This window comes from Paenibacillus sp. 37, from assembly GCF_008386395.1.
Lineage (GTDB): Bacteria > Bacillota > Bacilli > Paenibacillales > Paenibacillaceae > Paenibacillus > Paenibacillus amylolyticus_B.
Genome location: NZ_CP043761.1, coordinates 4,148,238 through 4,171,645, shown reverse-complemented (window position 1 = coordinate 4,171,645; position 23,408 = coordinate 4,148,238). Strand labels below are relative to the sequence as shown.

The window sequence follows — 23,408 nt, the reverse complement described above, 5'->3', positions numbered from 1 at the left end:
GTTCATATTCGCGCAAACCCGCCATGTTTCGGGACCAAACCCGATCTTTCACATTAAGTTAGTTTCTGTTAAACTAAGATCTAACGTTTTGCGGGGGTGAAGATATTGGATAAGATTAGTCTACACGATGCATTAAAACAACGAATATTAATCCTCGACGGTGCAATGGGGACCATGATTCAACAAGTTGATCTGACTGGCGAAGATTTTGGCGGCGAAGATCTGGATGGATGTAATGAAATGTTAGTGCTTACTCGTCCAGAGCTGATCCAGCGCATTCATGAAGAATATCTGGAGGCTGGCGCCGATTTAATTGAAACTAATACATTTGGTGCGACATCCGTTGTGCTTGCTGAGTACGATATTCAGGATCGGGCACGCGAGATTAACCTGGAAGCAGCCAGAATTGCGAAAGCTGCGGTTGATCGTTTCTCTACACCTGAATCTCCACGTTATGTGGTAGGTGCGATGGGACCAACAACCAAAACACTGTCTGTAACTGGGGGAGTAACGTTCCAGGAACTTATCGACAGTTATTTGGAGCAAGCGCTTGCTTTAATAGAGGGAGGCGTTGATGCGCTACTACTCGAAACCTCACAGGATACCCTCAATGTAAAAGCAGGCAGCATTGGAATTCAGCAGGCCTTCGAACAGAGTGGCGTTACACTGCCCCTGATGATATCAGGAACGATAGAACCGATGGGAACGACCCTTGCAGGTCAGAACATCGAATCCTTTTATATATCCTTAGAACACCTTAACCCAATTTCGGTAGGACTAAACTGTGCTACAGGTCCGGAGTTCATGCGTGATCACATTCGCTCACTTTCCGCTATGGCATCGGTTGCCGTTAGTTGTTACCCGAACGCGGGTCTTCCGGATGAGAATGGTAATTACCATGAGTCACCAGACTCGCTTGCTCAGAAGATTGGTGCTTTTGCCGAACAGGGCTGGTTGAATATCGCTGGTGGGTGTTGCGGGACAACCCCTGCACATATTCGGGCGATGCGCGATACACTTGCCCAGTATCCCCCAAGAGAAATGAACGGAACACATCCACCGGCATTGTCTGGTATAGAACCAATCTACATTGAACAGGACAATCGTCCATACATGGTTGGTGAGCGTACGAACGTGCTGGGATCACGGAAATTCAAACGACTCATTGTAGAGGGCAAATATGAAGAAGCTTCGGAAATTGCACGTGCTCAAGTGAAAAATGGAGCGCACATTGTTGACGTTTGTGTACAAGACCCAGACCGCGAAGAGTCTGAAGACATGGTGAAGTTCCTTGAACTTGTTGTGAAAAAAGTTAAGGTTCCTCTCATGATTGATACGACAGATGCTTCAGTAATTGATCTGGCCCTTCAGTACTCACAAGGTAAAGCGATAATTAACTCCATTAACCTTGAGGATGGCGAAGAGAAATTTGAGCTGATTACGCCGTTGCTTCATAAATATGGTGGTGCGGTTGTTGTCGGAACGATTGACGAACGGGGTCAGGCGATTAGTCGGGAAGACAAGCTTGACGTAGCGAAGCGCTCTTACGATTTGCTGGTGAACAAATATGGTCTCAAACCAGAAGACCTCATTTTCGATACGTTGGTGTTCCCGGTTGGTACGGGAGATGAACAGTACATCGGTTCAGCCAAAGAAACTATTGAAGGTATAAGAGTGATTAAGGAAGCGATGCCTGAATGTCATACGATACTCGGGATCAGTAACATTTCATTCGGACTGCCTGAAGCAGGTCGTGAAGTGCTGAACTCTGTATTCTTGTATGAATGTACCAAAGCAGGTCTCGACTATGCCATCGTGAACACAGAGAAACTGGAGCGTTATGCGTCCATTCCAGAAGAAGAACGCAGGCTCTCGGAAGAGCTTTTATATAACACAAATGATGAAACTTTGGCGGCGTTCGTAGCGGCGTTCCGTAACAAGAAGGTTGAGAAGAAGGAAAAAATCTCGAACCTTTCATTAGAAGAGCGTCTCGCTTCATATGTAGTAGAAGGAAGTAAAGAAGGATTGCTGCCAGATCTCGAACAGGCACTTGCCAAATACACAGCACTTCAAGTGATTAACGGTCCACTGATGCGGGGGATGGAGGAAGTAGGTCGTCTCTTTAACAACAATGAGTTAATTGTAGCTGAGGTGTTGCAGAGTGCGGAGGTTATGAAGGCTTCTGTAGCATATCTGGAGCAATTCATGGAGAAGAACGAGACTTCGGTTAAAGGCAAGATCATTCTGGCCACTGTCAAGGGCGATGTGCATGACATCGGTAAAAACCTGGTTGAGATCATCCTGTCCAATAACGGTTACCAGATCATTAATTTGGGTATAAAAGTACCACCAGAACGTATCATTGAGGCGTACCGAGAAGAAAAAGTCGATGCTATCGGCCTCTCGGGGCTATTGGTAAAATCAGCGCAACAGATGATTCTTACCGCTCAGGATTTGCGAACAGCAGGTATTGATGTGCCTATTATGGTTGGTGGAGCGGCGCTAACACGTAAATTCACCAAAAATCGCATTCGTCCTGAATATAACGGAATGGTTGTATACGCTAAAGACGCGATGGACGGTCTGGATCTGGCGAACAAATTGATGAACCCCGTTTCACGTGAAGCGATGCAACTGGAGATGGAAGCAGAAAAAGAAGCTGATGCTTCAAGTGCTGTAGCTGTTCAGACTCTTCCAGCCCTTACGCGAGTGGAACGTTCGGATATCGCTGTAGATAACCCGGTTCTTGTCCCGCCTGATCTGGAGCGGCATACGATGCGTAACTACCCATTATCACATATCTTGCCATATGTGAACATGCAGATGTTGCTTGGACATCATCTGGGGTTGCGCGGTTCAGTAGAACAACTGCTTGCTTCAGGTGATAAGAAGGCTACTAACCTGAAAGCAGTCGTGGATGATATCATGCAAGAGGCTGTTCGTGACGGGATTATTCAGGCGCATGCCATGTATCGTTTCTTCCCGGCTCAGTCCAGTGGTAATAGCGTCATCATCTATGATCCAAAGGACACCAGCAATATTTTGCATACTTTTACGTTCCCACGTCAAAAAGTCGAGCCGTTCCTGTGCCTGTCCGACTTCCTGAAACCTGTTGAATCTGGTCAGATGGATTACGTTGGTTTCATGGTTGTTACGGCCGGACACGGTGTACGTGAACTATCCACGGCGTGGAAAGATCAAGGGGATTATCTTCGCTCGCATGCTCTGCAATCCGTAGCGCTTGAAGTAGCAGAGGGATTAGCTGAACGTGTGCATCATATGATGAGAGATATCTGGGGATTCCCGGATTCTGCCCAGATGACCATGAAGCAACGTCACGGTGCACGTTATCAAGGGATCAGGGTATCTTTTGGATATCCAGCTTGTCCGGATCTGGAAGACCAAGGACCGCTGTTCAAGTTGCTGCAGCCTGAGGATATCGGTGTGGAATTGACGGAAGGTTTCATGATGGAACCTGAAGCTTCCGTATCAGCGATGGTATTCAGCCATCCGCAAGCTAAGTATTTTAATGTAGAGAAGGCATAAATTCAGTAGAGTGTCAGGCAAAGCCCTCCGCATTGTCGGAGGTTTTTTGCTGGCAACAGAAAGAGGTGCGATCCAGAATGGAACTATATTTCCTGGGAACTAATGCTGGTGTACCTACGCTTCAACGGAATGTAACTTCCATTGGGCTACGCATGTTGGATGAGCGCAGAGCTTTGTGGTTGTTTGACTGCGGGGAAGGAACGCAGCACCAGATATTAAGTTCTCCGCTTAAACTAAGTAAATTGGAGAAAATATTCATTACTCACCTGCATGGTGATCATGTATTTGGACTTCCAGGACTGCTTTCAAGCAGAGCCTATCAAGGTGGCACCACACCATTAACCGTATATGGTCCGCCAGGTACGGAACGAATGATCAGTACAACAATGGAGCTTAGCCAATCCCGGGTTAACTATGATTTGAATATCGTGGAACATACGGGCGGCGTCCTGTTCGAGGATGACAGTTTTATCGTGGAAGCTGCTTTGCTTGAGCATCGGATTGACAGCTATGGATACCGGATTACGGAAAAAGATCGTCCAGGAAGCCTGGACCCAGCCAAACTGGCGGAATACGGTTTGAAACCAGGCCCATTGTTCGGCCGGCTGAAACGTGGAGAAACCATTACGCTGGATAACGGTGATTCGCTTCGTCCAGAAGATGTATTGGGAGCGCCAAAACGAGGCATGGTTATCACCATATTGGGTGATACACGTCCATGTGACAACGTACAGCCACTTTCCATCAATGCAGATGTACTTGTGCATGAAGCTACATTCATGCATGACTTGGCTGATACAGCGCATGAGTACTATCATAGTACATCTAAACAAGCGGCAGAAGCGGCTAGAGCAGCCAATGTAGGGCAACTAATCATGACTCACTTCAGTTCACGCTATAAGGATGAGGATCAACTTCAGCCACTTTTGGAAGAGGCGCAGTCCGTATTCCCGAATACCAGACTTGCAAACGAACACCAGCTTATTCCTGTCGTGCATCGCAAGCAAGAATCTTAACCCTGATTGCGAACCAGTTCACGGTTAAACACGTCATATAAAGATCCGGGTAATTGCACGGGACTGAGGGAGAGGAACTCCCGCGGTCCCTTTTGCAATCTGGCCAGAAAGCGTGTAGGATGGGCAATATGAAGAGGGAAATGATTCAAATTATTTTCCGGGAAAGCGCAGGAAATGACAAGCTTGTACAGAAGACGCGCGAGTTAAACCGTCGGTGTTCGATCCGGTTCGACTTGTTGCGTGCATATGCCAGCAAGCCATTATTTTTTGCCTGAATACATAGGTTCGCGTTCAAGTTCGAGGTAAATGATTAAGGACATGAAACGTTAATGGAATGAAGAAAGGAAGTGCTGTGTGTGATTAAGGCCTATCTGATTGACTTGGATGGTACGCTCTATCATGGCAGACATCGTATCGAAGGAGCCGATCAGCTTATTCGAACACTGCAAGAGCTAGGAAAGCCGTATTTATTCGTAACAAATAATTCTTCCCGTACACCACAAGGTGTGGCAGATCATTTGAACGGGATGGGCATACCTGCCGACGCGTCTCAAGTATGTACTTCTGCTGTGGCGGCTGCTGAATATGTTGCTGAAGAGTCCCCGGGTGCAAAAGTGGCATGTATTGGAGAAGCAGGACTGCTGGAAGCCATAGAAGAAGCAGGACTTCAGCTGACGGAAGATGCACCAGATTACGTGATACAGGGGATTGATCGTGAATTTTCCTATCATAAACTGACCAAGGCGCTAAGGTGGATTAATGCGGGATCAAAATTCATCATGACCAACCCGGATCTGCAGCTTCCTTCCGATGATGGACTGACACCTGGAGCGGGGACTATTGGAGCAGCAATTGAAGCCGCGACCGGAGTCCATCCTACAGTCATAGGCAAGCCATCGAGTGTTATAATGAAGTCGGCCATTAGCCGGCTAAACCTGGCGTCTCATGAAGTGGCAGTGATCGGAGATAATATGCGAACCGATATTGCAGCTGGAGTGGCAGCAGGTTGTGAGACGCTGTTGGTACTTACCGGTGTGACAACCCGGGATAATATGGATGGACACATTCAAGCAGCGAAGGCTCGACCTGATCATGTGTTTGAAGATTTGCATAAATTGATGGAGTGGCTGTCGCAAGAGGCAGACCAAGCTTCCAAAAAGGGGTAATGTACGATGCCGGAACTGCCGGAAATGGAAAATTACCGGACCTTGCTGTCCGAGGAAATACTTGATCTACTGATTACAGGTGTTGTAATTAACCGCGATAAAACGATAAATACGGAGCCTGATCTGTTCATCAATGAACTTACAGGTAATCGCATCATATTTGTTGAGCGCCGCGCGAAGCATCTGATTTTCCACTTGGCTAATGGCAAACGTCTGGTGCTGCACCTCATGTTGGGCGGTATGATTTTCTGGGGCACGGAAGAGGAACGCCCTGATCGTTCCACACAAGTGGAAATCCAGTTTGGCGATCACATTTTGTTCTTCATTGGTCTGCGCTTGGGTTATTTACATCTGCTTACTTCGAAAGAAACCGAAGAGGCGATGTCTGATCTTGGACCTGAACCTTTGGATCGACGGATGAACGTGGAACGTTTTGCTTCTTTGTTGAAAGGTCGTCGGGGTACACTTAAGACAACATTGGTAAACCAGCATATCATTGCAGGAATTGGCAACTGTTATTCGGATGAGATTGCTTTTGCTGCCGGCCTGAGACCAAGCTCTAAAACGCAGAACATCGCGACTTCACCAGAGTTGACGGAGCGCTTGTTCCATTCGATGCAGTCCGTGTTGCGTGAAGCAGCTTCTGAGGGTGGCTATATGGAAATGCCACTGATGCAAGGGGATACGAAGACAGGAAGTTTTGACGAGCAATGTCGCGTATACGATCGGGAAGGCGAGACTTGTCCGCGCTGCGGGGGAACAATTGAACGAGTGGAAATTACGGGCAAGAAGGCATTCTTCTGTCCGAAATGCCAGCATGAAGCCTAAAACCGGAATTGGGGCACATGTCAGCACCAGAGGTGGATTTCTTCAGGCAGCCAAAAGAGCACATGCGATGGGGGCTACGGCGTTTCAGTATTTTCCGAAGAACCCGCGTAGTCTCAGCCTGAAAAGTCTGGACCTCAAGGATGCTGAGCAGTGCAGGGATTGGTGTGAACAGCATGGACTTGCTTCGATTGCCCATTCACCCTATCCCACGAATCCGGCGTTGGGCATGACCCGTGGAGAGGCGGGGTTTCATGCCACAATAGCTTCTATTCGCAATGATCTTGAAATTTCGAATGCTTGCGGTTCCGTTGGGACGGTGGTCCATTTTGGACATATCAAAACAAACGATCCGTTGGAGGGTTATCAGAACCTCATTCATTGTCTGGATACCGCCTTGGAGAATTGGAATGGTCATTCGAAGGTGCTGCTTGAGAATCAGGCAGGTGATCATGGCCCCATGGGCACGACAATGGAAGAAATGATACAGATTCGCAAATTAAGCCGATATCCGGAGCATATTGCTTTTTGTTTTGACACATGCCATGCTTTTGCTTCAGGTTTGTGGTCGTCAGGAAACGAAGCGGCGATGCTCGATAAGGGCAGGATGCTCGGATATTGGGATAATGTTGCTGCTATACATTTTAATGATTCCAAATATGCATCTGGTTTGTCTAAGGATAGACATGCAAGGATCGGACAGGGATATATAGGAAATGAATCAATGAAAGCATTGTTAAAGGCGCCTGAGTTCCAAAATGCGGTTGTTGTGCTCGAGACAGAAACGGGCGAAGATGGAACGCACCGTGATGATATAGCGCTCATGCGTTCCTGGCTATAATGGGGAGAGGAGCGATTGTATGCATGTTTTTTTGGATGACTATCGGGCATGTCCGAAAGGTTTTGTTCTGGCAACGAATGCAGAAGAGTGCCTGATGCTGCTAAGAGAAGGTGACGTGGACATTTTGTCTCTGGATTATGAGCTTGGTCCAGATTCGCCCAATGGCGGTGAGGTCGCGGCATCTATTGTACGAGAAGGTTTATTTCCGCGCGAGATCTATTTGCATACGTCCAGTATGTTTGGGAAACGCCAGATGTACGAGGTGTTATATAGCAATAAACCGGATTCGGTAACCATTCATAATGGACCAATGACGGGTGAGGTCATGCTGCGTGTTGCTGCGGGAGAAGAAAGTTAATGAAGCCAATTACATCCAAAATGTTAATGCGTAGTGTATGGGAAGGCATGCCACAGGCTGTATTTATATATACCCCTTTATGTGGGACATGTGCGGCAGCACGGCGTATGTTAGAGGTCGTTGAGCACATGCTGCCAGAAGGTATTTTATCTGAAATGAACATTCATGATATTCCTGAACTTGTACAACAATTTCAAATTTCAAGCGTTCCAGCAGTGATGCTTTTTGATGGCCAACAAGATGTTCCAAAAATGGTTTATCGGATGAGCTCTGTGGAGCATTTGCTCTCGGAGATCCGGAAGGTGGTGCTGAAATGAGTATAATCTCGATGGAACATGTCTCACTTAGACGAGAAGAGAATCAGATTTTGGATAACGTACATTTGCACATTGAACAAGGCGAACATTGGGTTATTCTGGGTCGGAATGGTTCTGGCAAAACAACGTTGTTGGAGATGATGAATGGATATATGTTTCCAAGCCAGGGACGTATTGAAGTACTCGGTAATCTGTATGGGCAATGTGACGTCAGGGAAGTACGTAAGGAAATCGGTTATATCAGCCAAACGTTGATTGAGAAACTCACACCCAGAGATCCGGTATGGGAAGTCGTCGCTACAGGAGCTTATGCTTTTTTGCGTTTTTATCAGACAATTCCTGATGAAGTAAAAGCAAAGGCAATGAGTTTGTTAGATGACATGGGCTTTGCCAACTTGGCCAACAACCCGCTTGGAACGTTATCCCAAGGGGAGCGCAAAAAAGTCATGCTTGCTCGTTCATTAATGGTTGAGCCCAAATTGCTGATTATGGACGAGCCTTGTGCCGGACTAGACTTATATGAACGTGAGAAAATGCTGGCTGAGATTGATCGTCTGCGCCAGCGTAACATTACAGTTGTGTATGTAACACATCATGTTGAAGAGATCGTACCTTTATTTACGCATGTGGCCTTGATCCGCGATGGACGTATCGCGGCAGCTGGCCCCAAGTATGAAGTTTTGACACAAGATACAATTAAGCATACGTACGATGTTCCGGTCGATATCCAGTGGGATAATGGTCGTCCGTGGATACGCGTACGTTCTGGAGGGTAACACAATTTGAGTACACAATCGTCTTGGGAAGAAGGCAACTTCTCCCGTTTTATCTGCACGGCCAATCATGGCTTTGCCCCTTATGCTCAGGAAGAGTTGCGCCGTACGTTTGGAGCGGTGAAGAGCACGGTACTCGTACCAGGAGAAATACTGCTTGCGGGTCTGCCTGTAGCGGAGGAAGAAGTTGCAGATAAGCTGTGGGCAGAGTATCCAACGTTTTTACGTCATATTCAACCTGTTCAGTTTCAGGAGAATACAGAAGATTCGGAGAAGTCTATTGAGAAATTGATTGCATTTGTGTTGAATCATAAGGAACTGACCGGTACCCCTGTCGTGCTGCAGGTGCGGAAGACAGAAGGGTCCTTTTGGCAAGAAAATGCAGCCTCATTGAAGCAACTGCTAACTGAAAAGCTGGATGAGCTAGGCTGTGAGTGGGTTGTACGTGATGCTGAATATGTCATTTCTGTATTTGCTGCGAATGATATGTTGTATGCTGGCATATCCAGACCTGAACAGAACCTGTCAGACTGGAGCGGGGGAGCCGTACGTTTTCAAAAAGAAGATGGGCAGATCTCGCGTGCTAAGTTCAAATTGCTTGAAGCCGAGCAAACGTTTGGCATTGACTTTACTTCATTTCATAAGGCACTTGATATCGGTGCAGCACCAGGTGGATGGACCTCCTTCCTGCTTGAACGTGGGCTTGAAGTAACGGCGGTAGATCCGGCGAAGATGGACGCAACGCTGCTGGCATCACCAAAACTAACTTTTTTGAAGAAAAATGCAGGGGATGTGCGCTTCCGCGAAGGAGAGTTCGATCTGCTCGTATGTGATATGAGTTGGAGTCCGAAGCTGATGAGCCGACTTGTGTCGGATCTTCTATATAGCCTTCAGCCTGGGGGAACAGCGATTGTTACCGTGAAGTTATTGCATAAAAAACCGCTCGCACTTATTAAGGATGTTATCGATACGTTTGAGCGTTCGCGGATGCAGATTCAACGTTCCAAGCAGTTGTTCCATAACCGGGAAGAGATTACACTTTATATGGTCAAATATTAAGAGATCTAGCCTTGATTAAAGCAGTTAGGGTATTATGAAATTGATTCGATAAAGCACATTAAATTTTGTGCTTTACAATCTATTCCTGCCTGTACTATAATGATACCAATATTAACCATAACAAACCTGAGGGAAAGCATCCCGAAGTGAACGAAACCGGATATCCGGTCTGTTCTTCTTCGGTGAAGCTTTCCCTTTTTTGTTGTGTATTGAAGGAGGAATTGGTATGAGACATCCGGCCAGGCTGGAACGCGGAAGCCTGCTGGGAGGTAGATATCGTATCGTATCCATTCTGGGAACAGGCGGAATGAGCCATGTATACGAGGCGGAGGATCTGAAGTTGCCGGGCAAGATATGGGCAATTAAAGAAAGCGTAACGATTATGCCATATGAAGGCAGTATGGAGACGGAAGCCGCTCTTCTGACATCACTTTGCCATCCAAGATTGCCGCAAATTGTTGATTTTTTTGTCCCGGATGAAGACGGGTACACATACTTGGTGATGGAATACATCGACGGGTTAACGCTCAGTGAGTATTTCAAGCAGTGTCGTGGGAAGATCCCGATGGAGCAATTGACTGAGCTTGTACTTCAATTGCTGGATGTGTTGAGTTATTTGCATAATCTGAATCCACCTGTGATCTATAGGGATCTGAAACCATCAAATATCATGATCACCCCGGAACATGAAGTAAGATTAATTGATTTTGGCATCGCCAGAAGTTACAAACCGCACAATGCTGAAGATACCGTTAAGTTGGGAACCGTTGGTTTTGCCGCTCCAGAACAATATGGCTCGGGTCAGACCGATGCGCGTTCAGATCTATATGGACTCGGAGCATTGCTGCTGTATCTTATGACAAGTGGGGCGTATACGGAATGGATTCAGGGTGTAGAAAGCTCTATCCGGAGTGATGTTCCGAGGACATACATCCCTGTGGCGAGAAGACTGTTAAGGTATAATGCCGAGGAGCGATTCCAATCTGCCGATGAGGTAAGGAAGGAACTGCTCCGAATACCCGGCGGAACAATGCCCGGTGGAGATGCAACGATGACATTGAATGGGGGAACAAGAGTTATTGCCCTGACTGGTGCTTCATCTGGTGTAGGGGTTACCCACACGGCTATAGCTATCAGTCATTATCTCGAAAGGCAAAACTTCAAAGTAGCTGTGATAGAAATGTCACCTCGCTCTCAATCCTTTGCAAGGATTCAACAAATCGCTCAAGCGGGTAAACCGGTGCCAGCAGGCAGACAGTTTGCAGTGGATGGTGTGCATTATTGGAAACAATCCGGGCGAGCGGATATTTTGTCTTTGCTTGGGGGGAGTTATCAATTCATCGTGATGGATCTTGGTAGTGGTCAGGACCAGAACCGGCTTGAAGAATTCCTGCGTGCAGATCTGCCTATTGTTATAGGCTCAGGTGCCGAATGGAGACAGGCGGAGATTGGTGCTTTTGTTCGAACACATCATCGGTATCCACGAGAGAAATGGATATATTGTCTGCCTCTGGCAGCAAGTGAAGCAGTTCAGCGCATTCGGAAAGCTCTGGATACATCGAGTGTATATGGGCTGCCGTTACATATTGACCCTTTTGACAAGGACGCACAGATGGATAAAGTGTTTTCTCATATTTTAACGCACATGATGGCACAGCAGCCCAAGAAACGTTCGTTCTTTTCACGAAGGAAAGTACATGATTAGAAGAGATTACGAAAGGAGAGCCTCTTTTGTCTAAATTAAGAAAACAAAGCCGTCAACTGATCTATGCCGGACTTATCGGAGCAGGAGCTGTAGGGTTGGTGTTCGGAGGATATGTTATCTACAATGTCAAAACGATGAGTGATGTCAAGTCAGCCGTAGAAGCCCGTTATTTATCGGCATATGAGGAAAAGGAAGCTGAATTAAAGCAACAATGGGATTCGGGAGCACAAGGATGGATTACGATTCGGGATATTGAAGCAGGTGAACCGATATTACCGGAGGATCTGAAGCTCATTGCTGTTCCGGATGCACAAGCACCGCGAAATCTCTGGTCCAGTACTAAGCAGATGGAAGGCCAAGTGGCCAAAATAGAGTTAAAAAAAGGAACAGCCATTACCACTGAGATGGTGTATGAGGATACACCGGCTCCGCCCGATTTAAGAAATCGAGAGCTGCAAGTTGTATTACTGCCGTCCTCCCTTGTTAAGGGAGATATTATTGATGTTCGTATCCAATTCCCTACCGGACAGGACTATGTTCTCTTATCGAAGAAAAAAGTGGAACGACTTAATGCAGCTACCTTATGGATTACGATGACGGAGGAAGAGATTCTGTCACTCTCAAGTGCAATTGTAGATGCCTATTTACATAAAGCTTCAATCTATGCCTTAACCTATGTAGAACCACAGTTTCAGACACCTGCAATCGCGACGTATCCTGCCAATTCAGAAGTATTAAAACTGCTGGAGAGTGATCCGAATATTGTTCGACGAGCCGAGCAGGAGTTATCCAGACAGGTGCGAAGTTCGCTTGAAAGTTCACTGGCCGCCTCCATGACAGCACCATCAAAAGGGGTTGAACAGGATGTGGCACAATCCTCAGTTACATATAACAGTCGTCCATCATCAAATAATCCGGCAACGTCGGATGGAGTGATGTGGAATGATGGTTCAGGAAACGGAGCAGGAGCTAATTCTGGAAGCATAAATGATCCTGCTGAAGCTTTACAAACAGAACAGCAGCGCTTGCTAACGGGTGGAGAATAGAGCGAAATCCGAGGTTTACTTTAGAATAATTCAGATAACAAGGAGTTTTGGAATAAGAAAGGAGTTGTAACATCTATGCATACATGGATCTTTGCGGGTTTATGTGAGAAAAATGATCTGATGTTATATCTATGCAAGATATTGGCTTCGACAGGCAACAAGGTCTTGCTCGTAGATGGAACCTTACAACAGAAGTATGGGTACGGTGTAGGTGACAGTAAGCAGTCTTTGCGAATTACGGAATTTGAAGGATTTGATATCGCTTGTCATTTTGTCACTTCAGCAGCTGTAGAGAATCATCTTGAAGTAAATGGAGAGCGATTAGACAGTTATGACTATGTGTTATATGACATGGAGACCTCACACTTTGCTTCCCGTAATCTCTGGCTGAATGCTGATGTAAGAGTCTGGGTGAGTGATTATGAGCGTTACAATCTGGAACGTGGCAAGGGCTGGTTGAAGCGGTTGCTTGAAGAACAATCATTACCTGGTGAGCTGTCATTTCAGCGGATCTTAATTAACGGGGTTGACTGCAAGCTTGAAGCTCGTTATCTGTGGGCGTATCTGGAGGGCAGTCCGTTTGTATGGACAGGAGAATCCTTAGTGCTTCCGTGGGATGAGTTAACAGCTGCGGTTAAGCTTGAGAATGAGCATCATCGCCGAGTTCATCTTGGACCTTTGTCACGAAATTACAAAAATTCGTTGTGTCGCGTGGTCGAGCAGTTAACAGGTTGGGAAAGTGTTCGCAGTCGCCGTGCGATGAAAGAAGCAGAGAGGATGAGAGCATGAGCACCATTACCTTTTGGAGCCCTTTTGCAGGAACAGGTTGCACTTCGAGCACATTAATTAGTGCTTATGCGATGGCGCTTCACTACAGGACAAGAGTGTTACTTGTTAATGCAGGCCTCGCCGGAACTGGCACAGAAGCTGCTCTACCGTCCAAAGATACGGATTCAGAGGATTTTATGTTCTCCTTCGAAGAGGGTGGCTGGGATGCGATTGAACGGCTGCATTCGAGCGGAAGTCTGAATAAGCACAATCTCAGGGATTATACCAAGCCACTTCTGAAGGAAAGACTTGATTTCCTAACCGGAAGAACTGATGAGATGGAACGTTCCCCGCAGGAACATGGTGAGACTGTGAAAAAGCTGCTAAATGTAGCTAACGAGTATTATGATCTGGTTCTTCTGGATGCGGATCATGCTGGTGTTGACTCACAGCTCAAGCTGCAACAAGCGGACTATGTTGTCATTAATCTCGATCAAAATATGCGAAATCTGGAGTTGTTCTTTGAAGAGATCCTGCCAGAACGAATGAACAATAAGAATATACATGTTGTAATTAACAAATACGATTTGCATTCCCGTGCAACGCTTTCCAATATTCGGCGCCAGTTCAGATACAAAGGCACGATATCTGCGATACCGTACACAACCGGATACCTGGATGCAATGAATCGGCGAGATGTTGCTAGATATTTGCAGTTGGAAAGTTTGACTGAGGATAAGGATATTCGTAAAGGGAGTTTTGCTGCAAGCATGAGCGAACTCGCTCGCCTGATTATGGACGGTGCAGGTATGCGCACAGTTCTGAAGAGGCTGGAAAGGGGAGCCTGAACCTCCGATGCTCTGGAATACCATATGGATAAGTTTGATTTTGATTCTGTGCCTGACTTATATCTGGTTCAAGTATAGAACGTTTCTTCGTGAAAAGAATGCTCGTGTTCCTGAACAGGAATCTTTCACGATTGACATGTTGATTGAGAAGGTGAAGAACTCACTTCATGAGCTTAGTCATAGTCAGCTCGCGGATGCGGGTCTGCATGAAGAAGAATATCGTCGAAGAATTAATCAACGTGCCGAGATGAGAAAAGCACTGAAGGGCTGTGTCTCAGGCAGTATCAGCGACAAAACGTATGTCAAAAATCTGATAGGGGATCTCCTGACCCGAAGCATAGGGCTGAACAAATCCAATGTAGATGAAGTTATTTTGTTTGCAGAACCAGATTTGTTGACGATTCAGGACCGATTCGAAATTGTGTTTTATCTGTACCGACAGCAATTCGGTGTGGATGCACTCTCCCGAATGATTGATACCTACGATCTGGGAAGGCTGAGAATGGAGGAAGGTACGGAGGACGGAGGGAGTTATTATATTTCCGAGGAAGACATTCACTATGTTTTCGAGTGCGAATATCGAGAGCTTGGATTCAGAGAAAAGACGGATATCATCGTGCAACGTATCTATCAGCATTATAAAGGATTCTCGGTTGTTGATGAGATAAGGGACCAACGTATTGACGGCGTTAGTGGTGGTGTTAGCGGTATGCTTGATGCTGTTCATAATATGGGACTTCGAAAACCGGCATCATGGAATGATTTGCTGGATCAGGGACTGGAGGATGCTACACATGTAGAACCGCTTAGCGGCATGGAAAGTGTCTGGATTTTCTATAAAGGTAAGTCCATTCATCTATCCTTTCTGTCCTTCGGCAGTATTCGTGAACTGAAAAGGGTATGCCAGAATATATACAAATACAATTATCCCGGACAGTTGTCGGAAGCAAGTGGCTACAAGGTGAACGAGATGAAAGACGGCTCCCGTGTCGTAGTTGTTAGACCTCCTTTCGCAGAATCGTGGGCGTTCTTCGTTAGGAAGTTCGATATCCCGAATGCTTCACTTGAACAGTTGATTACGGGTAACAACGCAGATCTGCCAATTATATTGCTTCAATATTTGATGAAAGGAAGTCGGATCACAGCTGTAACCGGAGCACAGGGTTCTGGCAAAACGACGCTGCTTATGGCTATGGTCAAACACATCTATGCATCGTACACCCTTCGGGTGCAGGAGATGGCGTTTGAACTTCAATTAAGACGGATCTATAGCCGACGTAATATTTTGAGTTTCCGAGAGACTGAACACATTTCAGGTCAACAAGGGCTTGATTTGCAGAAAAAAACGGATGGTACCGTCAATATTCTCGGTGAAGTTGCGAGTGATGAGGTGGCCGCATGGATGATTCAAATGTCTCAGGTTGCCAGTCTGTTCACCCTGTTTACCCACCATGCCAAAACGTTTCGTGATCTGGTCTTCTCCCTCCGTAATTCCTTGCTCAAGACAGGTATGTTCCAGCATGAGCATATTGCTGAGGAGCAGGTTGTGAGTGTAATTAACTTTGATGTTCATATGAAGAAAGATGCTGAGGGACGAAGATATATCGAACGAATTACGGAGTGTCTTCCTCGTGCGAATCAAGGTGATAGCGTGGAAGAGAGGGCAGGTTTTACATTTCATAATGTTGTGGAGTACAGAGATGGAGAGTATGTTGCAACAGCTCCAATCTCCTCTGGAAGCATGGTGGATATGCGAGAACAGATGACATTACAGGATGCCGAGAAGTTTGAACAGTTTATGAAGCAACACTGGGGTGATCAGCATGACAATTAAATGGATTTTGCTCCTCGTATTAAGTATTTGTGCAGGAGGTTTGCTGATCACACTTCTGGTTTTAAGTATGTTACGTCATAGAGGAGGTGGTTCAACAAGTCAATCCGGCGTGATTTTTGCTCCTAGCGGGAAGGGATTTAAGGGACTGGGATCAATCTTGTTGCAGTCCTACCGTCTTGGAATGAAAGTGCCACTGCTATCAGCTTATATTCTACAGGTGCAGAAACGTATTTCATTCCGCCATGTTGGGGATGAGCCTTCACTTCGCAGGCTGACGATGACAGTGGTTCTGATTATTCTTGGAGGTTATGGAGGCATAAGTGTCATTCTGTTTCTTCTGCAGCCGGGTATCGCTTTTGTAATACTTTCCGTACTCTGTGCTGTGGTACTAAACAGCCTGGTATTGGATATGTGCCTCAGTCGTATGGAAAAAAGGTTGCTGGTGCAGATGTTGGATCTCTTTGCAGATGTAAGGCATCGGTATCACCAGCATGGCATGGTTGAGGAAGCGCTCTATGAAGCCGCTGAAGCAGGTACGGGAGAAGCAGCAGAACAAGTAAGACTGATCTACGAAGCTCTAACTTCTCCAGATCCGAATGAAGCACTTGAGCGTTATTATGAAGTGGCTCCCAACCGTTTTCTCAAAGGATTCGCCGGCGTTTCCTATATGGTCATGGAGTTTGGGGATAAGGACAGAGCACAAGGCTCTATTTATCTTAAAGGACTGGGTAACCTGACTCAGGAGATTCATCTGGAGATTTTGCGGCGTGATAAATTGGATTACCTGCTCAAAGGACTTAATATCATCGCGCTCGCTCCGGTATTATTCACCGCTCCGATCGAACGCTGGGCCAGAGTCAGTTTTCCAACGATGGATGAATTTTATCGCAGCAAAATTGGTTTTATTACCAAAATATCAATCTATGTCATCATCATCCTTGCTTATTTGCTTCTGCAAAGGCTCCAGCAATACGATGAGACACCTTACCGGTCAGGGCATAAGCATTCATGGTTGGATCAGTTTCTGTACAGGCAGACCTTCATACGGAAATTGGCGATGTTGTTTGCAGCGAAACCTGGCAGTGCACAGTACAGTCAAACGATACGGCTCATGAGGGAGAGCAGCTCAGAGTTGAAATACGAATGGTTTGCCATTCGACGAGTGATGTTATTCGCAGGTTGTTTGGTCCTTACAATGGGTTGCATCTTGCTGTTGCACCAGGTTGAACGGAACCACATCTTGTATGATCCGATCCGAGATGATCGAATGTTTGGTGCAATGGCTGAAGCGGATCTCAGGAAAGCTGAGGAAAAAACAGCGTTAGATCAATCCGTGTTGGCAAGTGTAGAAATGAACCGAGGAGCTACATACGAAGAAGTCTCCAAAGCATTACAGCAGTTATCTCCAGTTCAGTTAGACCATGATGCCCAGAATGAGACCATCACGCGCATTATGCAGAAACTTGAGGTGTATAACAAACAATATGTACGCTGGTGGGAGATGATTATAGCCATTCTTATGGGTGTAACAGGGTATTACATGCCTGTATGGCTCATGTTATTTCAACGGAAAATGCGAAGGTTGGATATGCGACATGAAATCTATCAATTCCAGACAGTGATATCCATTTTGCGTGAGATGGACCGAATGTCCGTCGAGGAGATATTGGAATGGCTTAATCGATTTGCCGTCATTTTCAAGCGTCCGCTGCAAAAATGTTTGTTGCATTTTGAACATGGTCCAGAGCTTGCACTTGAACAATTAAAGGAAGAGGCGGGCTTGCCCGAGTTCCAGCGACTGGTTGATAAATTACAGCTTGCCCTTGGCAAAATCTCAATACGTGAAGCCTTCGATGATCTTGAGAGCATGATGGCATTCTATTTTGAACAACGAAAGCAAGAGTACAGCAAGATGATTGATGTCAAAGCATCATGGGGGAGAACCATCGGATTTACTCCTATGTATGCCCTAATCTTTTTGTACCTTGTCATTCCATTGGTTGGTATGAGCTTCTTGCAGATGAACATTTATTATGAACAAATTCAGAAACTTTAGCACAATTCATCTGTGTGACAGTCTGAAATAATTTAATAACTTATAACTTGGGAGGATTTATCATGAACAATGCATCAAGCGCTTTAAAGGTGGCGGCAGGGATATTCTTAACAATCGCTTTGATCACAATTGTAGTTCTGTTGTTTATTTCGGCTCAGGAGGCAACCAAGACGGCCCAGAACAATTTTGCTGATATCCAGACCGAGTTGTCTCAGGCTGCATTTACCGTGTATGACGGAACAACCATCAGTGGATCACAGGTAACGAATGCGTTGCGTAAATATGCGGACAAGGATCAGTTCGGTATTCAAGTCATTACAGGTAAAAATAAAGGGGGTCAATGGTACGGCAATCAATTGAACATTTCACAGGATCTCAATAATGCGGACTACGGCTCGGTTATTGCTCCTGACGATAAAGTGGGGATTATTAACCAGACCATGAGTGAAAAGGACAATCAATATGTCAATCCAAGTGGTAAATTCAAAGCCATTATCGTAAAAGACCGATCCAACGTGGTAAGAGGGCTGATCTTCCAGCAATCCTGACAGGAGTTGGTTTAACATGTCCCGGAATACACAGCATCTCATGTTGTTTTGTACGGCGGTTGTCCTGTTTGTGACAGCCTGCCTGTACGGGCAACAGAATGTTAAGATTTTATCAGCTTCATTGAATGACAGAGTACGGACAACAGCAGGTATGGAAGGTCGGCTGGCAACAACACTGCATACCACCAATCCGTATCAGTATAGTGGTGCGGAAGTGTTGCATACTGTGAGACAGATGACAGGCACTAGCATTCCTGTGGAGGTAGATGGGACATCGTATGTGATCGATCCACTTGTCAGCAAAACAGCGACTATTCCTGTCCAGCTCGATGCTACCTACAGACCGGAGTTTATACGAAATGAAACTGGAGAACTGCTCAAGATTGTTTTTTTGAAGGAGGCCAGTATGAATTGATTAATGCCGCATCCAAGCTGCTTGCCGTATTGCTCGCAGTCCTTCTGCTCTATGTGTATCCAGCTGCTGAAACAGCCGATCGGCAGGATGATATAACACGTATGACGGCTGTTCAGAATGTAACACGTTTTGTTGATGCTGTCCGCACGAAAGGATATATCTCACCTCGAATGTTGACTGAGTTTGAGGAGCAACTGGCACAGACGGGCAATCTGTATGAGGTGTCGATGGAACATTTACATAAAAAATATGTACCTCATTATACGGACCCGATGGACAATAACAGTTTTAACGGGACCTATGAGGTAGTGCAGGATGGATATTATGCAGCTCAGATTCGAGAAAGACTATTCCCATCCTCAGGGGTGATACCGGTTGATGATCCCGGCCGAAGATATACGATGATGACAGGGGATTTTTTCACCGTGACGCTCCAGAATACAAATCGTACACCTTCCATGCTCATTCGTGAATGGTTGAGTGGCACGGCTCAGGCTTCAGCAGTATTTGTAACATACGGAGGTATGGTCCTCAATGAAGATTACTGAGCTATCCATTGTATTTGTGCTGATCTTCTTCCCGCTCTTCTGGATCATCTCACTCCATACCCAAGATGCCGAAGAGGCTCAATATCTTGGCCAACGATACAGATCTGCACTTCAAACTGCAGTCATGGATGCAGGTGCAGTCATGCATCAGAATGAGAAACAAAATGATGAAGCAGGTTATGATTCAACCAAGTTTGTTAAAGCGGACAAGGAGCTTGCCTTGTTGACATTTACGCAGACGATGGCTTTGAATATGGGGATTCAGGATGATCCCGCAGCTATTCGAAACATGTTTAATTACATTCCTGCCGTGGTTATTCTGGATTATGATGGATATTATATGTTGTCCACAGAAACAGAGATGACGGGTCACCGTGAAGATTCTTTCAGGCAAGTGTGGAGTCCCAAGAAACCTTATACATATTCAGATTCTGATGGTAACAGTATTAACTTTACAATGGACGACTACGTACATGCTTTTGACGCAAGCGCAGGGAAATGGATTGAGGGATTCCAAAAAGAACTGGCTTCAACCACACAGATTCCTTTAATTCAGAATACCAGCGTATTTGAGCAAGTTAGACAAAGCCGGATTGTGACTACTGTTCAGGGTGATCTGGCTGATGTGATTAACCGCCATAATGAGTTTGCCAGAAAGAACGGTATTTCCTATACGTTTACGATGCCCCTGATTGCGCAGGAAGATTGGTACAACTCCATTAACGATACAGGGATTATGGCCTTTGTCCAAGGTATAGGTGTGGGTGACCAGAAGATCAACAATTACGCAATTGGTGGAGGCAGACTTGTGAAGAAAACCGCCATCGTAGGTGGGGTAGATCCTTTAACGGGTATCAAGTACTACTATCCCTCCACATGTGGTAATGGTTACCGTGCTGAAGAGGTGTTTACAGACGCAAGACAAGCAGCTACACAGGGCTATTTCGAATATAAATGCTCTAATCGTTAGGGTAGCCTGCATGACAAAATCATGTAAGAGGTTCCTGAACTGTTTACATTACTTTCAGAAAAGACGGGACCTGTGCTAGAATAGGGTTTCGGAACAATAACAAAAGTAATGTCTAATAGATAGGAGCAACCTCATCTTATGAGTTTATTGTCAGTAGAGAACGTAAGTCACAATTTTGGAGATCGCACGTTATTTAAAAATGTATCGTTTCGTTTACTTGCCGGAGAGCGCGTAGGACTTGTTGGTGCCAATGGTGTGGGTAAATCAACATTAATGAACATCCTTACCGGTAAATTGCTTAAAGATAGTGGAAAAGTGGAATGGACACCTAAGGTCCGTTATGGATATCTGGATCAGCACACGAAGCTTACGCCAGGCAAAACCATTCGTGACGTCCTTAAGGATGCATTCCTTCCGTTGCTTGAATTGGAAAAAGAAATGATGAATATTACGGACCAGATGGCAGATGCAGATCCAGATAAGCTGGAGCAGTTGCTGGAAGAGATGGGCGATATTCAGGAACAACTGGAACAGGGCGACTTTTATCTGATTGACGTAAAAGTGGAAGAGATGGCCAATGGTCTTGGTTTGTCCGCAATTGGTCTTGATCGAGATGTCGCAGCTCTAAGTGGTGGACAACGTACCAAGGTGCTTCTTGCCAAGCTTTTGCTCGAGAAACCTACAGCGCTTTTGCTGGATGAGCCGACCAACTATCTGGATGTAGAACACATTGAATGGTTGTCACGTTACCTGAAGGACTACCCGCACGCGTTCCTCTTAATCTCCCATGACACGGAATTCATGAATGAAGTCGTAAATGTCATTTATCATTTGGAATTTGCCAAATTAACGAGATATGCAGCGAACTATAACAAGTTCCTCGAGATGGCTGATATGAATAAAGCCCAGCATATTGATGCATACGAGAAGCAGCAAGAGTACATCAAGAAACAGGAAGATTTCATTCAGCGTAACAAGGCACGTGCTTCAACTTCAGGTCGAGCGAAGAGCCGGGAGAAACAGCTGGACAGAATTGAACGTATTGATCGTCCGGATGAAGCAGCTAAACCAACGTTCAAATTCAAGGATGCCCGCGCGAGCAGCAAAACGGTCTTTGAGGGCATTGATTTTGAAATTGGATATACGTATCCTTTGCTGCCCAAAATGACGATGACAATTGAACGTGGTGAGAAAATTGCCATCGTAGGTTGTAATGGTGTGGGTAAATCGACACTGCTGAAAACTATCCTAGGCAAAATATCTCCACTCAGTGGAAAGACCTTTTTGGGAGATTATCTCGAAACGGCCTATTTTGAGCAGGAAGTTCGTGCTGGAAATATCACGCCTATCGAGGACGTCTGGAATGAGTTTTCACATTTGACCCAGAATGAGGTCCGGGGTCATCTCGCTCGCTGTGGGTTGAAAAATGAGCACATTACCCGTCCGCTTAACATGCTGAGTGGTGGAGAACAAGCCAAGGTTCGTTTATGCAAACTTTTGATGCGTGAAAGCAACTGGATTTTATTCGATGAGCCGACAAACCATCTCGATGTCACAGCCAAAGCGGAGTTGCAGCGTGCTTTGCAAGAATTCAAGGGAACGGTGTTACTTGTATCTCATGAACCTGATTTCTACGAGGGTTGGGTTACCAAAACATGGAATGTCGAAGAATGGTCTGAGAAAAACTAGAAGATTCAAGACCATGTTTAACAGAAATGACGGTGACAAAAAAATCCGTCTATGGTAACATAGGCTACAACTTCATATGAACACTAGGGGGGCCGCACGATGCGGCTGAGATGGAAGAATGCGATTCCGGACCCTTTGCACCTGATCTGGATCATACCAGCGTAGGGAAGTGGCGAGCGCGTTTCAGTGAATGACGTGAGCAACGGCAATTCGAAAGGATTTCAACCGTCTGCTTAACGAATTGAAACATGCAGTTGCGTGTATAACGTTAAGGCTATAAGGTCTATAGCTTTATTACACGAAATGAACTGTATGCTTCAGTCAGTCATCTGGTCCTATAATTAACACGCAGCCACTCCCCTACGGGAGTGGCTTTTTTGTGTTTTCATAGCATTCACGCCTGGAAGGAGATGAACAGTACGGTAATTTCTCATGAACGTGTACACGGATCATTTGAACTGCATGTTGTATCTACGGGTGTAGGGAATCAAGCATCTTTTGTAAAAGCTGCAAAGGACGTTTGGCCATGGGTGGACTACATCCATATACGAGAGAAACAACTCTCATGGCAACAAAAGATCGGTTGGGCTGAAAGTCTGCGTGGTGTTGGCGTTCCATCTTGTCGCATCGTTATCAATGGTTCAGAACTGCCACCACAGAATGACATCTATGGCGGTGTACATTGGGGGCAAGAGGCTATACGTAACTACAACCCTGCTGTTATAAGCAATGTCCAGCGAATTCGTCTGGGTGTATCTGTTCATTCAATCGATGAGGCAAAAATCGCTGAAGAACGGGGAGCCGATTACCTTTTCTTCGGGCATGTCTACTCAACCAACAGTAAGCCTGATCTTGAACCAAGAGGATTATATGCTCTGGCTGAAGTGTGCTCTGGTGTCTCCATTCCTGTCATGGGGATTGGGGGAATCAAACCGGGAAACATTCACGCTATTCGCTCTGCAGGCGCACAGGGAGTTGCTGTGATCTCGAATGTATGGGCGAGCGTTTCCCCGGATCGGGCGGCTGCATTATTAAGGCAGGGTATCGTTGCTACAGAAGGTCTGAGCCGCTGAATCAAGG

General features: G+C 45.8%; 22 protein-coding genes and 1 riboswitch. All 22 genes read left to right on the top strand.

All coding sequences use genetic code 11. The annotated features are described in order from the left end of the window. Positions 1 to 105 precede the first annotated feature (105 nt). The 22 genes from metH (at position 106) to F0220_RS17740 (ending at position 23,401) form a co-directional block, all read left to right on the top strand. Complete coding sequence (gene metH / locus F0220_RS17840; protein ID WP_105599241.1) at positions 106 to 3,546, top strand: methionine synthase; 3,441 nt, start codon at positions 106 to 108, stop codon at positions 3,544 to 3,546. Positions 3,547 to 3,623: 77 nt separating this feature from the next. After that, entirely contained in the window at positions 3,624 to 4,562 is a 939-nt protein-coding gene (gene rnz, locus F0220_RS17835; RefSeq protein WP_017688042.1) for a ribonuclease Z, read from the top strand. A gap of 128 nt (positions 4,563 to 4,690) precedes the next feature. After that, on the top strand, positions 4,691 to 4,837 hold the full coding sequence (locus F0220_RS32540; protein WP_157116158.1) for a hypothetical protein: 147 nt from the start codon (positions 4,691 to 4,693) through the stop codon (positions 4,835 to 4,837). Positions 4,838 to 4,918: 81 nt separating this feature from the next. Next, complete coding sequence (locus F0220_RS17830; protein WP_091020714.1) at positions 4,919 to 5,728, top strand: TIGR01457 family HAD-type hydrolase; 810 nt, start codon at positions 4,919 to 4,921, stop codon at positions 5,726 to 5,728. A 6-nt stretch (positions 5,729 to 5,734) separates the two neighbouring features. Continuing rightward, positions 5,735 to 6,556, top strand: coding sequence for an Fpg/Nei family DNA glycosylase (locus F0220_RS17825; protein WP_091020715.1), 822 nt, complete (start codon positions 5,735 to 5,737; stop codon positions 6,554 to 6,556). Beyond that, a complete protein-coding gene (locus F0220_RS17820; protein ID WP_105599240.1) occupies positions 6,546 to 7,394 on the top strand; it encodes a deoxyribonuclease IV in 849 nt (282 codons plus the stop codon). The genes F0220_RS17825 and F0220_RS17820 overlap by 11 nt, the downstream gene beginning before the upstream one ends. A 19-nt stretch (positions 7,395 to 7,413) precedes the next feature. Next, on the top strand, positions 7,414 to 7,752 hold the full coding sequence (locus F0220_RS17815; protein ID WP_105599239.1) for a cyclic-phosphate processing receiver domain-containing protein: 339 nt from the start codon (positions 7,414 to 7,416) through the stop codon (positions 7,750 to 7,752). Further along, positions 7,752 to 8,069, top strand: a complete 318-nt coding sequence (locus tag F0220_RS17810; protein ID WP_091020717.1) for a thioredoxin family protein — start codon at positions 7,752 to 7,754, stop codon at positions 8,067 to 8,069. The genes F0220_RS17815 and F0220_RS17810 overlap by 1 nt, the downstream gene beginning before the upstream one ends. Positions 8,070 to 8,071: 2 nt before the next feature. Next, complete coding sequence (locus F0220_RS17805; protein ID WP_149846928.1) at positions 8,072 to 8,845, top strand: ABC transporter ATP-binding protein; 774 nt, start codon at positions 8,072 to 8,074, stop codon at positions 8,843 to 8,845. A 6-nt stretch (positions 8,846 to 8,851) separates the two neighbouring features. Beyond that, complete coding sequence (locus F0220_RS17800) at positions 8,852 to 9,901, top strand: SAM-dependent methyltransferase (RefSeq protein ID WP_105599238.1); 1,050 nt, start codon at positions 8,852 to 8,854, stop codon at positions 9,899 to 9,901. A 226-nt stretch (positions 9,902 to 10,127) separates the two neighbouring features. Beyond that, positions 10,128 to 11,606 carry a serine/threonine protein kinase gene (locus F0220_RS17795; protein WP_105599237.1) on the top strand — a complete coding sequence of 493 codons (1,479 nt, stop codon included), beginning with the start codon at positions 10,128 to 10,130 and terminating at the stop codon, positions 11,604 to 11,606. A gap of 26 nt (positions 11,607 to 11,632) precedes the next feature. Next, positions 11,633 to 12,652: an SAF domain-containing protein gene (locus tag F0220_RS17790; protein WP_105599236.1), complete on the top strand. Its 1,020-nt coding sequence runs from the start codon at positions 11,633 to 11,635 to the stop codon at positions 12,650 to 12,652. A 75-nt stretch (positions 12,653 to 12,727) separates the two neighbouring features. Then, entirely contained in the window at positions 12,728 to 13,441 is a 714-nt protein-coding gene (locus F0220_RS17785; RefSeq protein WP_149846716.1) for a hypothetical protein, read from the top strand. Beyond that, positions 13,438 to 14,268, top strand: a complete 831-nt coding sequence (locus F0220_RS17780) for a CpaE/TadZ family protein (protein ID WP_105599234.1) — start codon at positions 13,438 to 13,440, stop codon at positions 14,266 to 14,268. Before F0220_RS17785 ends, F0220_RS17780 begins: the two co-directional genes overlap by 4 nt. 7 nt (positions 14,269 to 14,275) lie before the next feature. Next, positions 14,276 to 16,102 (top strand): ATPase, T2SS/T4P/T4SS family, encoded by a 1,827-nt coding sequence (locus F0220_RS17775; protein ID WP_149846715.1) that lies wholly within the window; start codon positions 14,276 to 14,278, stop codon positions 16,100 to 16,102. Beyond that, the gene (locus tag F0220_RS17770; protein ID WP_105599117.1) at positions 16,092 to 18,158 is read left to right on the top strand and encodes a hypothetical protein; all 2,067 of its coding nucleotides are present in this window, start codon (positions 16,092 to 16,094) and stop codon (positions 18,156 to 18,158) included. The genes F0220_RS17775 and F0220_RS17770 overlap by 11 nt, the downstream gene beginning before the upstream one ends. Positions 18,159 to 18,220: 62 nt before the next feature. Then, complete coding sequence (locus F0220_RS17765) at positions 18,221 to 18,706, top strand: hypothetical protein (RefSeq protein WP_053780893.1); 486 nt, start codon at positions 18,221 to 18,223, stop codon at positions 18,704 to 18,706. Between the two features lie 16 nt (positions 18,707 to 18,722). Continuing rightward, complete coding sequence (locus F0220_RS17760; protein WP_105599116.1) at positions 18,723 to 19,121, top strand: hypothetical protein; 399 nt, start codon at positions 18,723 to 18,725, stop codon at positions 19,119 to 19,121. Continuing rightward, complete coding sequence (locus F0220_RS17755; RefSeq protein ID WP_105599115.1) at positions 19,118 to 19,669, top strand: hypothetical protein; 552 nt, start codon at positions 19,118 to 19,120, stop codon at positions 19,667 to 19,669. The genes F0220_RS17760 and F0220_RS17755 overlap by 4 nt, the downstream gene beginning before the upstream one ends. Continuing rightward, on the top strand, positions 19,656 to 20,639 hold the full coding sequence (locus F0220_RS17750) for a hypothetical protein (RefSeq protein WP_105599114.1): 984 nt from the start codon (positions 19,656 to 19,658) through the stop codon (positions 20,637 to 20,639). The genes F0220_RS17755 and F0220_RS17750 overlap by 14 nt, the downstream gene beginning before the upstream one ends. Positions 20,640 to 20,777: 138 nt before the next feature. Further along, on the top strand, positions 20,778 to 22,328 hold the full coding sequence (locus F0220_RS17745) for an ABC-F family ATP-binding cassette domain-containing protein (RefSeq protein ID WP_036613631.1): 1,551 nt from the start codon (positions 20,778 to 20,780) through the stop codon (positions 22,326 to 22,328). Between the two features lie 75 nt (positions 22,329 to 22,403). After that, positions 22,404 to 22,513: riboswitch (TPP riboswitch) on the top strand. Between the two features lie 225 nt (positions 22,514 to 22,738). Then, a complete protein-coding gene (locus tag F0220_RS17740; protein ID WP_219845529.1) occupies positions 22,739 to 23,401 on the top strand; it encodes a thiamine phosphate synthase in 663 nt (220 codons plus the stop codon). The last annotated feature ends 7 nt before the right edge of the window (positions 23,402 to 23,408 follow it).

Bases quoted from the DNA above. Each gene is read 5' to 3' on its own strand.
- F0220_RS17750 (WP_105599114.1), top strand. From the start codon at position 19,656: ATGAAGATTACTGAGCTATCCATTGTATTTGTGCTGATCTTCTTCCCG.
- F0220_RS17825 (WP_091020715.1), top strand. From the start codon at position 5,735: ATGCCGGAACTGCCGGAAATGGAAAATTACCGGACCTTGCTGTCCGAG.
- F0220_RS17765 (WP_053780893.1), top strand. From the start codon at position 18,221: ATGAACAATGCATCAAGCGCTTTAAAGGTGGCGGCAGGGATATTCTTA.
- F0220_RS17785 (WP_149846716.1), top strand. From the start codon at position 12,728: ATGCATACATGGATCTTTGCGGGTTTATGTGAGAAAAATGATCTGATG.
- F0220_RS17810 (WP_091020717.1), top strand. From the start codon at position 7,752: ATGAAGCCAATTACATCCAAAATGTTAATGCGTAGTGTATGGGAAGGC.
- rnz (WP_017688042.1), top strand. From the start codon at position 3,624: ATGGAACTATATTTCCTGGGAACTAATGCTGGTGTACCTACGCTTCAA.
- F0220_RS17795 (WP_105599237.1), top strand. From the start codon at position 10,128: ATGAGACATCCGGCCAGGCTGGAACGCGGAAGCCTGCTGGGAGGTAGA.
- F0220_RS17775 (WP_149846715.1), top strand. From the start codon at position 14,276: ATGCTCTGGAATACCATATGGATAAGTTTGATTTTGATTCTGTGCCTG.
- F0220_RS17770 (WP_105599117.1), top strand. From the start codon at position 16,092: ATGACAATTAAATGGATTTTGCTCCTCGTATTAAGTATTTGTGCAGGA.
- F0220_RS17745 (WP_036613631.1), top strand. From the start codon at position 20,778: ATGAGTTTATTGTCAGTAGAGAACGTAAGTCACAATTTTGGAGATCGC.
- F0220_RS17780 (WP_105599234.1), top strand. From the start codon at position 13,438: ATGAGCACCATTACCTTTTGGAGCCCTTTTGCAGGAACAGGTTGCACT.
- F0220_RS32540 (WP_157116158.1), top strand. From the start codon at position 4,691: ATGAAGAGGGAAATGATTCAAATTATTTTCCGGGAAAGCGCAGGAAAT.
- F0220_RS17820 (WP_105599240.1), top strand. From the start codon at position 6,546: ATGAAGCCTAAAACCGGAATTGGGGCACATGTCAGCACCAGAGGTGGA.
- F0220_RS17815 (WP_105599239.1), top strand. From the start codon at position 7,414: ATGCATGTTTTTTTGGATGACTATCGGGCATGTCCGAAAGGTTTTGTT.
- F0220_RS17740 (WP_219845529.1), top strand. From the start codon at position 22,739: ATGAACAGTACGGTAATTTCTCATGAACGTGTACACGGATCATTTGAA.
- F0220_RS17760 (WP_105599116.1), top strand. From the start codon at position 18,723: ATGTCCCGGAATACACAGCATCTCATGTTGTTTTGTACGGCGGTTGTC.